The organism is Amorphus suaedae, assembly GCF_053629675.1.
Genome location: NZ_JBRJIT010000001.1, coordinates 2,653,174 through 2,667,125 on the forward strand (window position 1 = coordinate 2,653,174; position 13,952 = coordinate 2,667,125).

General features: G+C 68.5%; 11 protein-coding genes. 6 read left to right on the top strand and 5 right to left on the bottom strand.

The window, feature by feature from the left end:
• Window positions 1–70: 70 nt before the first annotated feature.
• From AB7M35_RS11850 to AB7M35_RS11860, 3 genes are read right to left on the bottom strand one after another with little or no spacing between them, the layout of a single operon-like run.
• Window positions 71–1,609, bottom strand: a complete 1,539-nt coding sequence (locus tag AB7M35_RS11850; protein WP_453960013.1) for a DHA2 family efflux MFS transporter permease subunit — start codon at window positions 1,607–1,609, stop codon at window positions 71–73.
• A 7-nt stretch (window positions 1,610–1,616) separates the two neighbouring features.
• Window positions 1,617–2,123 (bottom strand): isoprenylcysteine carboxyl methyltransferase family protein, encoded by a 507-nt coding sequence (locus AB7M35_RS11855; protein WP_453960015.1) that lies wholly within the window; start codon window positions 2,121–2,123, stop codon window positions 1,617–1,619.
• Complete coding sequence (locus AB7M35_RS11860; RefSeq protein ID WP_453960017.1) at window positions 2,120–3,166, bottom strand: type III polyketide synthase; 1,047 nt, start codon at window positions 3,164–3,166, stop codon at window positions 2,120–2,122. The genes AB7M35_RS11855 and AB7M35_RS11860 overlap by 4 nt, the downstream gene beginning before the upstream one ends.
• 331 nt (window positions 3,167–3,497) lie before the next feature.
• Between AB7M35_RS11860 and AB7M35_RS11865 the strand changes: the two genes are divergently transcribed.
• From AB7M35_RS11865 to AB7M35_RS11875, 3 genes are all read left to right on the top strand, one after another.
• Complete coding sequence (locus tag AB7M35_RS11865; protein WP_453960018.1) at window positions 3,498–4,427, top strand: ring-cleaving dioxygenase; 930 nt, start codon at window positions 3,498–3,500, stop codon at window positions 4,425–4,427.
• A 120-nt stretch (window positions 4,428–4,547) separates the two neighbouring features.
• Window positions 4,548–5,168: an alpha/beta hydrolase gene (locus AB7M35_RS11870; RefSeq protein WP_453960019.1), complete on the top strand. Its 621-nt coding sequence runs from the start codon at window positions 4,548–4,550 to the stop codon at window positions 5,166–5,168.
• Between the two features lie 123 nt (window positions 5,169–5,291).
• Window positions 5,292–5,933: a DUF2076 domain-containing protein gene (locus tag AB7M35_RS11875; protein WP_453960021.1), complete on the top strand. Its 642-nt coding sequence runs from the start codon at window positions 5,292–5,294 to the stop codon at window positions 5,931–5,933.
• A 146-nt stretch (window positions 5,934–6,079) separates the two neighbouring features.
• Here AB7M35_RS11875 and AB7M35_RS11880 read toward each other — a convergent pair whose 3' ends face one another.
• A complete protein-coding gene (locus AB7M35_RS11880; protein ID WP_453960023.1) occupies window positions 6,080–6,721 on the bottom strand; it encodes a L,D-transpeptidase in 642 nt (213 codons plus the stop codon).
• Window positions 6,722–6,960: 239 nt separating this feature from the next.
• On the bottom strand, window positions 6,961–7,776 hold the full coding sequence (locus tag AB7M35_RS11885; RefSeq protein WP_453960024.1) for a DUF2927 domain-containing protein: 816 nt from the start codon (window positions 7,774–7,776) through the stop codon (window positions 6,961–6,963).
• Window positions 7,777–8,118: 342 nt separating this feature from the next.
• Between AB7M35_RS11885 and lepA the strand changes: the two genes are divergently transcribed.
• From lepA to AB7M35_RS11900, 3 genes are all read left to right on the top strand, one after another.
• Window positions 8,119–9,924: a translation elongation factor 4 gene (gene lepA, locus AB7M35_RS11890; RefSeq protein WP_453960714.1), complete on the top strand. Its 1,806-nt coding sequence runs from the start codon at window positions 8,119–8,121 to the stop codon at window positions 9,922–9,924.
• Window positions 9,925–10,318: 394 nt separating this feature from the next.
• Window positions 10,319–12,298: an autotransporter outer membrane beta-barrel domain-containing protein gene (locus tag AB7M35_RS11895; protein ID WP_453960026.1), complete on the top strand. Its 1,980-nt coding sequence runs from the start codon at window positions 10,319–10,321 to the stop codon at window positions 12,296–12,298.
• Window positions 12,299–13,060: 762 nt separating this feature from the next.
• Window positions 13,061–13,942 carry an ImuA family protein gene (locus AB7M35_RS11900; RefSeq protein ID WP_453960027.1) on the top strand — a complete coding sequence of 294 codons (882 nt, stop codon included), beginning with the start codon at window positions 13,061–13,063 and terminating at the stop codon, window positions 13,940–13,942.
• Window positions 13,943–13,952 lie beyond the last annotated feature (10 nt).

The following is a 13,952-nucleotide window of genomic DNA, read 5'->3' on the forward strand; positions in this document are numbered from 1 at the left end:
CGGCCCGATGGCCACAGGCCGACGGCAAGGTTAGCACAGCTCGCCGCATGTCACAGGAGCGCGGAGTGGGTCAGCTGGCGGGTCCGGCGGTCTTCGCGGCCGGGGCCTTCACGAACGCCACGCAGGCGAGCGCGGCAAGCGTCAGCAACGCGACCAGCGCCCACGCCTCGTCGATGGCCCAGGTCAGCGCGGCCTTCTCCACCAGCGGGGCCAGCATCGCCGCCGTGTCCGGATCCAGCGGGGCACCTGCCTGCGCCTGGAAGACATCCAGAGGAATGCCGACAAAGGCCGCCATGTGCGTATCGCCGGCCCCGAGCGCGTCCTGGATCGCCTCCGCATGCACCGGCGCCCGCCCGTAGATCACGGTGTCGATCAGCGCCAGGCCGATGGCGCCGCCAAGATTGCGCATCAGGTTGAACAGACCGCTCGCGTCAGGCACGCGCGCCGCCTCAAGATGGCCGAGCGCCAGCCGCGTGGGCGGCAGCAGGCAGAACATGATGGCGAGCCCGCGGACCGCCTGCGGCCAGAACATGCCGTCGAAATCGGTGGCCGGGGTATCGAAGGCGCTCATGCCGAGGCCGGCGGCGAACGCGGCGAAGCCCAGCGCCGTCAGCAGGCGCGGATCGAAGCGCGGTTCCAGCGCCACCGCGATCGGCGCCATCAGAAGCTGGGCGACGCCGGTTACCAGCATGATCCGGCCGATCTCCAGCGCGTCGTGATCGCGCACGAAGGCCAGGAACACCGGCATCAGATAGACCGAGCCGAACAGCCCGATGCCCAGCACGAACGAGAGCACACAGCCGATCGCGAAGTTCCGATCGGCGAAGTTGCGCAGTTCGACCACCGGGTGCTGCGCCCCCAGCGTCCGGCGCACGAACCCCGCGGCGCAGGCCACCGACAGCACCAGCAGCGCGATCACCAGCCCGGACGCCCAGCCGCGCTGCGGCGCCTCCTTCAGGCCTACCTCGAGCGCCGCCAGAGCCGCCGCCATCAGCAGCAGCGACGCGACGTCGAGGCGGCGCACCTCGGCAAGACGGGTCTCGTCGCGGGGCAGCAGCCATGCCGCGGTGACGGCGCAGACGATGCCCGGGATGACATTGATCAGGAACAGCCAGTGCCAGGAATAGGTCGAGGTGATCCAGCCCCCGACCACCGGGCCGACGGTGGGCGCCAGCACGGCCAGCACCCCGGCAATCGTGGTGGCCAGCCCCTGGCGGCGTTCGGGAAACAGCAGGAACACGGCGGAGAAGACCGCCGGGATGAGGGTGCCGCCGGAAAACCCCTGCAGGACCCGCCAGGCGATCAGCTCGGTGAAGCTTCCGCTGGCGGCGCAGCCGGCGGAGGCGAGCGTGAACACCGTCACCGCCGAAACGAACAGCCAGCGCATGGTCAGCACGCGGGTGAGAAGGCCGGTGAGCGGGATCGCGATGATCTCGGCGATCAGATAGGCCGTCTGCACCCAGCTCATCTGGTCGGGTGCGATGTGAAGCGCCGCCTGGATGGTCGGAAGCGACGTGGCGACGACCTGGATGTCCAGGATCGCCATGAACATGCCCACGCACATGGCGCAGAAGCCGATCCAGACCCTTATGCCCGCCTGCGCCTGCATCGCCGCTTCAGCCCTTCCCGGCCGGGCGGACGCCTGCGAGTGCGCGGTTCTCGGCGCGAATGCGGATCGTCAGAACCGCGGCGTTGGCGATCGAGAAGACCAGCGCGTACCACGGCAGGCCGAGGCACAGCGGCAGCACCGCGATCTCGCCGACAACCACCGCGTAGTTCGGATGGGACAGCAGGCGGTATGGCCCCCGTGCCACCAGCGTTTCGCCGGGCACCACGATAATGCGTGTCGTCCAGCGCGCGCCGAGCGTCGCCAGCACCCAGATACGCAGCCCCTGCAGCACCAGGAACACCGCCAGCCATCCGGGCAACACCGGGTTCGCCCAGCCCAAGACCCAGAGACCCGCGAGCCAGACGGCGTGCAGCAGCACGATCAGCCGGTAGTGGCCGGCCGCATGCTCCACGGCACCGCGGGCAAGCAGCGCGGCCGTGTTGCGCCGCGCCAGCCAGAGTTCGGCCAGCCGTTCCGCCGTCACCAGCGCGAGAAGGAGGATCGCCCAGGTCACGCGGCGCGCTTCAGCGACACGCAGCTCGCCGTGAATCCGGGCCCAAGCGCGGTGAGCAGTGTGCGTCCGGGAAGGCCGGCGCGGATGACCCGGTCGAGCACGAACAGCACCGTCGGCGCCGACATGTTGCCGTGGTCCCGCAGCACCGCCCGCTCGTGGTCGAGCGCGCCCTGGCCGATCTGTAGGGCGCGCTCCAGGGCCGCGATCACCTTGGTGCCGCCGGGATGGCAGACGAAGCGGTCGATGTCGCCGAGGGTCAGCTCCGACCGGCCGAGGATTTCCGTCACCGCGCTGCCGAGGTGCTCCTCGGCGAACGGCGGGATCGCCCGGTCGAAGATCACGCCGAAGCCCTGCGGATCGATGCTCCAGCCCATGATGTCGAGGGTGTCGGGCCAGGTCTTCTGCCCGGAGGCCTCCACCTCGGCAATGCCGGGGGCGCCGGCGCGCACCACGCAGGCGGCCGCGCCATCGCCGAACAGCGCGGTGGCGACGATGTTCGCCTTGGTCAGCTGGTCGTGGCGGAAAGCCAGCGAGCAGAGCTCGATGGTCACCATCAGCACGACGCTCCCCGGCCGCGACTCCGCCAGCCTGGAGGCGATCGAGAGACCTGTCACGCCACCCGCACAGCCCAGCCCGAACACCGGCACCCGTTCCACGTCGTCGCGGAACCCGAGCCGCCCGGCGGCCCGCGCCTCCAGGCTGGGGGTGGCGATCCCGGTCGAGCAGACGGTGACAACGGTATCGACCTCGCGTGCGCTAAGCCCAGCGTCCTCGAGCGCCCGGCTGGCCGCCTCGACGAACAGGTCGCCCGCCACCTCCAGAAACGCCTCCGTGCGTTCCGGCCAGCCGAGCGTGCCGAAATACCAGTCCAACGGACGGGCCACGTGGCGCTGCCGGATCCCGGCGTTGGCGAACACCTTCGCCAGCCGTTCGAACGCGTCGAACCGCGGGCCGAATGCCGCGCGCGCCGCGGCTTCGGCGTCGCCCTGGTCGAGAACGATGGCGGGAACCGCGGTCGACAGGGAAACCAGCTGGGCGGACATCGTCTGCGGTGCTCGTATCGAGGGAGGTGGGCAGTCGAGATGACCGGGACGTCTGCAGTCTAGGCTAACGCACAGACACTCCGAATGTTTGTCGAGAATACGCACGTGCACGCCGATCGGTTCGGCCGCGCGGGGCGAAGGCCGAGGCGAAACGCCATCCGTCCCGAAACGTTGAACAATCCGTCACCCCTTTCGGCGGCTCTCAAGCCGGTTTCGCCCGTTCTATACAAGCCGACCCATCCCATCTTGGGGAGGAACATCAACAGCCGCCATCATCTGGCGGGATGGCCGACAAGAACTGCGGCCACTGTTGCAGCAAAGGAGCAGACGAATGTCTCCCGTTATCGGCCTTCATCATATCACGGCCATTTCGTCGTCGGCGCAGGGCAACGTTGACTTTTTCGGCAAGCGTCTCGGACTGCGCCTCGTCAAGAAGACCGTGAACTTCGACGATCCGGGAACCTATCACCTCTATTTCGCGGACCGCGTCGGAACGCCCGGATCGGTGCTAACCTTCTTTCCGTGGGCGGGCGTGCCGAAGGGCATCGCCGGAACCGGCGAGACCGGCCTCACCCAGTTCGCCGTCGCGCCGGGCACCCTCGACTTCTGGCGCGAGCGGCTTCAGGCCGCCGGCGTGGCACCGGTGGTGGACGAGACGGTGTTCGGTGCGTCGCGCCTCGTGTCCGCCGATCCGGACGGCTTCGCCTTCGCGCTGGTCGAGGCGCCGGGCGACGACCGGCCCGGTAATTCCATCGACGGCATCGAGCAGGCCGCGTCCATCAAGGGCTTCCGCGGCGTCACCTTGACGCTCGCCGATGGGGCCGCCACGCGTGACCTTCTGACCGGGCTGATGGGCTACCGGGAAGAGGCCAGCGAAGGCGCGCTCACGAGGCTCGTCAGCCCGACGGCGGAAGCCGGCGTCGTCGACATCCTGGAGGCCCCGGAGCGTCGTCACGCGACCCAGGGCGCGGGCCGGATCCATCACATCGCCTTCCGCGTGCCTGACCGCGCGGCCCAGGCGGCGATCCGGGAAACCCTCACCAAGGAGGGCTTCCAGGTGACCCCGCAGATCGACCGGTCTTACTTCTACGCGATCTATTTCCGCTCGCCCGGCGGCGTGCTGTTCGAGATCGCCACCGACGAGCCGGGCTTTGCCACCGACGAGGATGTCGACCACCTCGGCGAAGCCCTGCGCCTGCCGCGCCAGCATGAGCACCTGCGTTCGGTGCTCGAAAAGAAGCTGCCGGCGCTGGCGGTCTGACGTCCCAAACCGCCTCCGGCCGGGCTCCCTGCCCGGCCGGAGAGCCGGTTGGCTCCGCGTTCACCCATTCCCGTTCGGTCGGGTCGTCACGATCCGGCCGGCGCACGCACGAGGCACGACATGGCAGACCTCTACGACACGGTGAAGGTCGCCGGAGATCCGGCCGACCCCCGCACCCTCATTCTCCTTCATGGCACGGGCGGCGATGCGCGCAGCTTCGCCGGCATCGCGCGGGCCGTTGCTCCCGGCGCCCATGCGATCTCGCTGCAGGGCGACGTCCTGGAGCACGGCATGCCGCGCTTCTTCCGCCGGCTGCGCGAGGGCGTCTACGACATGGACGACGTCGCCCGCGCGGTCACGAAGCTCGCCGCCGCCGGTCCGAACGCCATCGAGGCTGCGGGTCGGGATCCGGCCGCTGCCACCTATGTGGGCTTCTCCAACGGCGCCAACCTGATCGCCGCGACGCTGCTCGCGCATCCGGACAAGATCCGCCGCGCGGTGCTGATGCACCCGCTCATCCCGTTCGAGATCTCCGACGCCGTGGATCTGGCCGGTGTGGACATCCTCGTCACGGCAGGACGTCAGGATCCCATCGCGCCCTGGGCGCTGACCGACCGGCTGGTGGACGGCCTCCGCCGCGCCGGCGCCGATGTCCAGCTGGCCGCCACGCCCGGCGGCCACGAGGTCGGCGACCGGGAGATCGCCACCATTCGCGACTGGCTGACGCTGCCCGTCGCCTGAGGGTTCGTCCTCTCCCGCCTCCATCCGGCCGGCGCGCTCACGGTTTTGTCAGTGACGCGCCGGCCGGGCGTTCCCATATCCCTCTCGTCCGGCCCTTCAGCAGGCCATCTTGAGAGGAACACGATGACACCGAGCGAACGCGACCTTCTGGACCGGCTTTTCGACCGCATCGACGCCGCCTCCGACGGCCCCCGCGACGCCGAGGCCGAGGCGCTGATCCGCGAGCGGGTGGCGGCCAATCCGGGCGCTCCGTACCGCATGGCCCAGACGATTGCCGTGCAGGACGAGGCGCTGAAGCGCGCCGAGGAACGGATCCGGCTGCTCGAATCCACGGACACCGCCCAGATTCCGGCCAATGGCGACATGGCGCGCTCCGGTCTGGCGCCCCGGTCCGGCGGACTGGCCGCCGAGGCGACGGCAGCCGCGGCGTCCTCGGGCCGGCGATCCAGCGTCCCGTCCGCGGGCGCGCGCCCGGCGGGCTTCGGCGGCGGCTTTCTTGCCGGCGCCGGTCAGGTGGCGCTGGGCATCGTCGGCGGCAGCCTGCTGATGGAGGGCATTCGCGGCCTGATGGGTGACGATGGCGCCGCGCAGGCGGCCGGAACCGATCCCGCCGCAACCGATCCGGCGGCCGACACCTCCGCCGATGCGGGCGCGGACCAAGCCGGCGACCTCAACGACACGGGGGATGCGGGCGGCTGGGACAGCGCCGGCGTGGATTCCGGCGACGGCGGCGGCTTCCTGGACGGCCTGTTCGACGAGTGGTGAGCCGGCCGCGACGGGACGCCTGACAAGAAGCGACGGGATGCCTGACAAGAAAAAGGGCCGGCACTGCCGACCCTTTCCCGAAGTCCTTGCGATCTGATGGCGCCCGATCGTCTCGGGCTGCCCGTCTGGCCGTCTCGACAGCCGGACTAGCGGCTGACGACCACCTTGGTGCCGACCGGAACCCGCTCGTACAGCTCGATCACGTCCTCGTTGCGCATGCGGATGCAGCCCGAGGAGACCGCCTGGCCGATGGTCCAGGGGGCGTTGGAGCCGTGAATGCGGTAGAGGGTGGAGCCCAGATACATGGCGCGGGCGCCGAGCGGGTTGTTCGGCCCACCTTCCATGTGCGCCGGCAGGTCCGGCTGCCGCTTGCGCATCTGCGGCGGCGGGGTCCAGCCCGGCCACTCGGCCTTGCGGGTCACTTTGTGGGCGCCGGCCCACTCGAAGCCGGGGCGACCGACGCCGACGCCGTAGCGGCGCGCCTTGTTGCCGGGCTCGATCAGGTAGAGGAAGCGATCCTCGGTATCGATGACGATCGTCCCCGGACCGTACGGGCCGGTGTAGTCGATCACCGTCGGCAGGAACTTCGGATCGAGCTTGTAGGACGCGCCGGCCGTGCCGGCGGCGAGCGCCGCGACTTCCGTCTGGCGGGCCTGGCGACGCTCTTCCGCGGTCATCCCGCGTTCGGCGTCGGCACGCTCGTTCAGATACTTCAGCCAGTCGGAGCGATCGTTGCCCTGAAACGTCAGCGCGGAAGCCTGACCCGTCACGGCGATCCCGATGGCCATCGGAAGGGCAAATTTCAGAAGAGTTTTGCAAAGGTTCATGTGTCGACGCCCACTCGCATCCAGTCGAAAGTCTTGCTCACGGCAGGCAACGCGCCGAATCTGCGTAGGTTCCCCGCATCCGGCGCTTTTATGGCTGAAAAATGACTGCGCAAGAAGCCCGCGAGGCCCGGTTTTTCGCGATTCGAGTAAACATGAGGTGATCGTGCAACAGCCGCGCTGCCCCATGTGTGGCAGCGCGGTCAGCGCGCCGCCGCGTTGGGCGAGATCAGCTTGCGGCTGCGGAGCACGCCGCCCAGACGCCCGCGCGCCGTCTTGATCACCGCCGGCAGCACCGGCAGCACCTCGTCCACCGTCATGCCGTTCTTGACCCGCCGGTCGTAGAGCATCGACAGGATGAACCAGTCGAACACGCTGAATCCCTGCACGTCGGAGCTGTCGTTGTAGATCGAGTGGGTGAGCTTCACATCGTCGTTCACCGGCCCGAGGCTCTGGGTGATCTCCTCGATCATGCAGTGGCGAAACCGCCGCCGCCCCTCGTTCGCGACGATGTAGACGAATGCCCGTTCCAGGCCCTTTCCCTGCCTTCCGCCAGTGACGGCGGAGCAGTCGTTGGCCCGCAGGAAGCTGCTGTCGAAGCCGTCGGGCAGCGTGTCGCGGATGGTCTTGCGATAATAGGCCCGGTCGACCAGGAACACCGTCATGTTCGCCTGGTCTTCCTTGGAAACCGCCCGGATCGACAGGCCGCTGACGGTCTGGTTCAGGATCCTGAGAAACTCCACCACCTGCCGCGACTGGTCGCGCTCGGCCTTGTTGACGATGAACACCTTCACCGGGCCGGAATACTTCTTCACCGTGGTGTAGGAGCTCGGATCCTGGTTGCCGCGCATCACCTCCGCGCCGAACACCGTGCCGAGAAAGCCGCGGATCAGCTCGGCGTCCGAGAACGCGTTGACGACGCGGTCGATGGTCAGCGGCTCGCGCGTCTCCTGGGCACGCGCCGGGAGGGCCGGCAGGAAAGCAAGCAGCGCGACGACGACATACACACAGGCCCGCATGGCGCCCCTCACTCACTGCTCACCGGATCGGGATGAGGAAAGGCGGGTGCCGGCGACCACCAGCCTCCCCCTCCAGACCATCTTGATCCGGGCATCCGCCCACGATCACGAGCAGCCTAGAGACTTTTCCGACCGAGTGGAATCACCAGATCGCCGCGCCCCGGCCCCTGCCGATCCGTCGGCGGCGGACACCCGCCACGACGCGGGGCAGGCACGCCGGCAGGAGACGGCCCGCACCGCGTGAGTCTTTGCCGTCGTGCCCATCTTCCCGCGACCCTGGGTGAGTGCTATCTGAACCTCATGAGCGAATCCACATTAGCGACCCAGGCCAGCCAGGCCTCCGTGGGTGCCGAACCGATCTCGGACATCCGCAATTTCTCGATCGTGGCCCACATCGACCACGGGAAGTCGACGCTTGCCGATCGCCTGATCCAGGCGACAGGCACCGTGACCGAACGGGATATGAAGGAGCAGATCCTCGACTCGATGGACATCGAGCGCGAGCGCGGCATCACGATCAAGGCCCAGACGGTCCGGCTGATCTACACGGCCAAGGACGGCAAGACCTACAAGCTGAACCTGATCGACACTCCCGGCCACGTCGACTTCGCCTACGAGGTGAACCGGTCGCTGGCCGCGTGCGAGGGTTCGCTCCTCGTGGTCGACGCCAGCCAGGGCGTCGAGGCCCAGACGCTGGCCAACGTCTATCAGGCCATCGAGAACAACCACGAGATCGTTCCGGTCCTCAACAAGATCGACCTTCCGGCCGCCGAGCCGGAGCGCATCAAGGCGCAGATCGAGGACGTGATCGGCCTCGACGCCTCCAATGCGGTGGAAATTTCCGCCAAGACCGGTCTCGGCATCGAGAACGTACTGGAAGCGATCGTCACCCGGCTGCCCCCGCCGATCGGCGAGGAGAACGCCCGGCTGAAGGCGCTTCTCGTCGATTCGTGGTACGACACCTATCTCGGCGTCATCGTCCTCGTGCGGGTCATCGACGGCCGCCTTAAGAAGGGCCAGCGCATCCGCATGATGCGCACCGGAGCCCAGTACGACATCGACAAGGTCGGCGTGTTCACGCCGAAGCTCCTGGAGACCGAGTCCCTCGGCCCCGGCGAGATCGGCTTCGTGATGGGCGCCATCAAGGAAGTCGCGGACACCCAGGTTGGCGATACCATCACCGACGCCGCCAAGCCCGCGTCCGAACCGCTTGCCGGTTTCCGCCCGTCGATCCCGGTCGTCTTCTGCGGACTGTTCCCGGTCGACGCCGCCGACTTCGAGGATCTGCGCAGCGCGATGGGCAAGCTGCGTCTCAACGACGCCAGCTTCTCCTACGAGATGGAGACGAGCGCAGCACTCGGCTTCGGTTTCCGCTGCGGCTTCCTCGGGCTGCTGCACCTGGAAATCATCCAGGAGCGCCTGTCGCGCGAGTTCAATCTGGAGCTGATCGCGACGGCGCCGTCGGTGGTCTACAAGCTCGGTCTCACCGACGGATCGGAGCTCGAGCTTCACAATCCGGCCGACATGCCCGATCCGGTGAAGATCACCGAGATCCAGGAGCCGTGGATCCGTGCCACGATCATGACCCCCGACGACTATCTCGGGAACATCCTGAAGCTTTGCCAGGAGCGGCGCGGCGTGCAGGTCGACCTCAACTATGTCGGCAGCCGCGCCATGGCGACCTACGACCTGCCGCTCAACGAGGTGGTGTTCGACTTCTACGACCGGCTGAAGTCGGTCTCGAAGGGCTATGCCTCGTTCGACTATGCGATCACCGGCTACCAGCCGGGCGACCTGGTGAAGATGCAGGTACTGGTCAACGCCGAGCCGGTCGACGCGCTGTCGATGCTCGTCCACCGCTCCCAGGCCGAACGGCGCGGGCGGGCCATGTGCGAGAAGCTCAAGGAGCTGATCCCCCAGCACATGTTCCAGATTCCGATCCAGGCGGCGATCGGTGGGCGCGTCATCGCCCGCGAGACGATCCGCGCGCTCCGCAAGGACGTGACGGCCAAGTGCTACGGCGGTGACGCCTCGCGCAAGCGCAAGCTTCTGGACAAGCAGAAGGAAGGCAAGAAGCGCATGCGGCAGTTCGGCAAGGTCGAGATCCCGCAGGATGCCTTCATCGCCGCGCTGAAGGTGGACACCTAGGCCCTCCGCGGCGGCCTCATCCGCCGTTCATTCTCTTGGTCGCGCGAAATCGCGCGATCGCATCGGCGCGCGGAAACCTCCGCGCCTTGCGCCGCAAGGCACGGCGCCCCTGGACGGGCCGTGTTCGCGCCTCGACGGGCGCATCAGCCATTCCCTCGCATGGCCTGGACAGGCTTGAGCGCGAGGCGTTCCGGGTGACCTCTCCCGGCAACGCCCCTCCGTCGCACGCCCTTTCCTGCAGTCTCCGAGTGCGCATCTGGGGCGATTCAAACCCTGGTCGCGCCGAAGCTTTCGCGAGGCATGCAAGTCGTGGATTGTCATCGAAAATCGGATTGAAATCAGGCGAGTAACGCAGTTCAATCCGCGTCGGTGGCAGTGGGGGAATACGACTTCGATGCATCGACGTGAGTTTGCGCGCAGTGGCAAGCGGGCGACGCTTGCGCTGCTGGTCTGCGCCTTGGGAATGGGGACGGCACGGGCTCAATCGGTCTGGGACCCGGTGATCAGCAACACCTACTGGTACGTGACCGTGCCGCAGATGCTGGCCTATGCCGCGCCGAGCACCAGCTTCGCCAATCCGATCCCGATCGGCGACCAGACGCTGTGGACGCTCGGCGCCTCCGTCAACGGCAGCTTCACCGGCCTGAGCACCGGCACGCTGAAGATCGGCCCGGCCATCTCCGTGTCCGAGCTGAATATTCAGGGAACCGTGACCCCCGACGGTCAGGTGACGATGGTGTTCACCCCGACCACCGGCGGTCCGACCACCATCGGCATCGGCGTGATGCAGCCGGAAGGCGACATCACCACCATGGAAATGCAGATGATCACCGGCACCGACCTGCTGGTGAGCCATTGGGCCTACATGGTGCCCTACGATCCGGCGACCTTCACGCCGCCGGCGCCGCGGGCGGTGCCCAGCAACCTCTCCCCGCAATGGGCCTGGTCGGAGGGCACGCCGTGGCGGATCACCAGCCCTGCCGCCTTCGGCACCACCAAGCCCGGCACCTTCGTCATCACCGGCTACAAGAGCGGCTATTTCTGGGGCGAGGGCCTGCGCCCGGACGGAACGCGGTTCACCCTTCTGGGCTCCATCACGCCGGAGGGCCGCGTGCTCTTCAACACCATCACCGACGGCACGCTCGCCAGCCTCTACGGCGGCATCGAGGGCGACGCCTCGACCGCGCAAATGCTGCTTGGCGCCTACACGGAGTCGGCGCTGTTCACCGGTGACCTCACCTACGTCAACGTCGTGCGCCCCTATCAGGAGACGGCGCAGGCGACCGGCACCGCTTCAGCGGTTGGCGCGGCTGAGGTGCTTTACGAGGTCGCGGGAACGACCGACGGCCTGTTCGGGGCCATGGCGCCGGTCACCAGCGTGCTGAACGATCTCTCCGGTTCGTCGCTGTCGGCCGCCCTGAGCCAGACCGTGCCGGTGCTCTCGGGCGCCGCCGCGCAGGCGACCGCCAACACCCAGCGCATGCTGGAGCAGGTCATCGCCAACCGTCTGGCGGATGCGGACGCCGCCTTCGGCCGGAACGTCTGGATGCAGCCGCTGGGCGGCGGCGGCTACCAGAACGCCGTCGACGGCGTGCCCGGCTACACGATGAGCGGCGGCGGCTTCGCCCTGGGGGCGGACGGCACGTTCGGATCGGGAACCAGGCTGGGCGGGCTGTTCGCCATCGCGGCCAACTCCATCGACTCCAGCATCGATGCGGACACGGCGAACCTCGCCCAGGGCTCCGCCGATCTCCAGTCCTATGTCTTCGGCCTCTACGGCGCCCAGCAGCTGGCGCCGGGCCTCGACCTCACCTTCTCCCTCAATGGCGGGCTCGTGGACACCTCCACCTCGCGGTCGATCTCCTTCATGGGAAGCGTCGCGGACGCCAGCTATCAGAGCCTCGTCCTCGCGGCCGGCGCGGGCCTGCACAAGACCTTTGCCGTGAACGAGGCGCTGAGCCTCACGCCCGGCGCGCGACTGGACTTTCTCACCGTCAATTCGGGCGATTACGACGAATCCGGCGCCGGGCCCCTCGACCTCTCCGTGGAGTCCCACAGCTACCAGGAACTGTTCGTCAGCGCCGAACTCGCGCTCCGCCATCACTTGACGGGCAGCCTGGACCTGACGGCGCGCGGCACGGCCGGATACAATCCGCTCGACACGACGAGCGAGGTGACGGCGAGCTTTGCCGGCGGGGGCGATTCCTTCGTCACCACCGGGCCGGAGGCCTCGCGGTGGCTGTTCACGGGCGGCATCGGGCTCGCGTCGCGGGCGACGGCGAACTTCACGCTCGGAGTGAACTATGACGTGCAGGCAAACCCGTCCGGCTACCTGAACCAGCTCGGCTCGCTGCGCCTGACCTTCGAGCTTTGAGCGGCCCCGCCTGACTGCCTGATGCCGTCAACGGCGACCTTCGGAACGGGGTCAGGATGCCCGGCAAGGACGTCCATCCTTCGCCAAGGGCTCTCCCATTCCGGGCGTGGCCGGATCGCAACGCCCGGCGTCCCGCGGCGGTGCCCCTCTGCGCGGAAAGCGCTTCCGGAAGCGGAGATGCCTCCCGGAACAGGCCTCGCATTCCGCGAAACACTCCTCGGCGGAACACACCATGAATGAGGAGGGCACCGGATGAGCACCGGCACCGCTCCGTGTATTCATGGAACGACGTGAGATCAGCCTGTCGGTATTCGGCATCGCGGCGATCGATCGCCGCGATGGAAACGCTTGTCGTGATCAGATGATCCCGTCCTGCCGGGATCAGGCGATCCGAATACGCCGGGGATCAGACGATCCCCATCACAATAGCGGCGATAAAGACGAAAGCCGCCCCGAAGAAGACCACGTTCATACGTCGGGCATAGGCCATGACGCACCTCCCTGTGGCACGATTACCGAACCTTAACCATACACCGTTCGGGCCCCCTTCGACAGAAAATTCGTTGCTGCGGCGCGCAGGAGGATGGTGCGCCGCAAGCAAATTTTCCCTCCGGGAGGGAACCCCTTGCTCGCCTTGGCTTTTCCGCCGGGCGCGCCGAAGCCGCCGGAAAAGCCCGCTTGACTCATCTGGCCCGCTCCGGAATCTATGAGAACATATCAGGAACATACACCGCCCCCGACCCGCCGTGGAGCCCGTGTCTCATGGCCGCCGTCCCGCTTTCCGACCTGCGCGCCCGCATCGCCGCCCTGGAAGGGCGCGCGCCGGCTTCGCGCGGCGGCGAGCCGTCCTCCGCGCCATCCGCGGCCCGGGTATCCGGCGCCCTGGGCAGTCCCGCGGCCGGTCCAGGCGCCCCCGCGCGCCGCTTCGGCGTGGCGCTGCTGGAACAGCTCTATCCCCTGGGCGCCCGGCCCGCCGGCACCGTGCACGACGTGACGTCCGAGGGCCACCGCGACGCCGGCGCCCTCACCGGCTTCGCCGCCGCCCTGGTTGCCCGGATGGGAGCGGCGGCAGGCCCCGTCGTGTGGGTCGCCGACGCCGTGACGGCGGGAGAGACCGGCAGCCTCTACGGGCCCGGCCTCGCCGCCTTCGGCATCGATCCCGCCCGGCTGCTGCAGGTCACCGCCCGAAGCGCCGCCGAAGCCCTGTGGGCGATCGAGGAGGCGCTGTCGGTGGGCGGGCTGGCGGCGATCGTCGGCGAGATCGGCGGCGCCCCCCGCGCCCTCGACCTCACCGCCACCCGTCGGCTGGCGCTGCGGGCGGAGCGTTGCGGCACGCCGGTGCTGCTGCTGCGCCCCGCCGGCCCCGCCATCGCCTCGGCGGCCCGGCTGCGCTTCGCCATCGCGCCGCGCCCCTCCGGCCCCGATCCCCATGGCCTCGCCGTCCTCGGGCGGCCCGGCTTCGCCGTCCACCTCACCCGCAACCGCGGCGGCCCGACCGGCACCGCCGACGTGGAGTTCTGCCCGCATGACCACCGTTTCCGGCCCCGATCGTCGACGGATTCTCAGCCTCTGGCTGCCGAGGCTCTCGACCGACCGGCGCGCCCGGGACCGGCGGAGATCGTCGCCCTTCGCCGCGTGTCCTGAGCCGCAGGCG

Excerpts from the sequence above, each read along its gene's own strand:
- AB7M35_RS11870 (WP_453960019.1), top strand. The coding sequence starts at position 4,548 with ATGGCAGACCTCTACGACACGGTGAAGGTCGCCGGAGATCCGGCCGAC.
- AB7M35_RS11850 (WP_453960013.1), bottom strand. The coding sequence starts at position 1,609 with ATGCAGGCGCAGGCGGGCATAAGGGTCTGGATCGGCTTCTGCGCCATG.
- AB7M35_RS11875 (WP_453960021.1), top strand. The coding sequence starts at position 5,292 with ATGACACCGAGCGAACGCGACCTTCTGGACCGGCTTTTCGACCGCATC.
- AB7M35_RS11865 (WP_453960018.1), top strand. The coding sequence starts at position 3,498 with ATGTCTCCCGTTATCGGCCTTCATCATATCACGGCCATTTCGTCGTCG.
- AB7M35_RS11860 (WP_453960017.1), bottom strand. The coding sequence starts at position 3,166 with ATGTCCGCCCAGCTGGTTTCCCTGTCGACCGCGGTTCCCGCCATCGTT.
- AB7M35_RS11900 (WP_453960027.1), top strand. The coding sequence starts at position 13,061 with ATGGCCGCCGTCCCGCTTTCCGACCTGCGCGCCCGCATCGCCGCCCTG.
- AB7M35_RS11885 (WP_453960024.1), bottom strand. The coding sequence starts at position 7,776 with ATGCGGGCCTGTGTGTATGTCGTCGTCGCGCTGCTTGCTTTCCTGCCG.
- AB7M35_RS11895 (WP_453960026.1), top strand. The coding sequence starts at position 10,319 with ATGCATCGACGTGAGTTTGCGCGCAGTGGCAAGCGGGCGACGCTTGCG.
- AB7M35_RS11880 (WP_453960023.1), bottom strand. The coding sequence starts at position 6,721 with ATGGCCATCGGGATCGCCGTGACGGGTCAGGCTTCCGCGCTGACGTTT.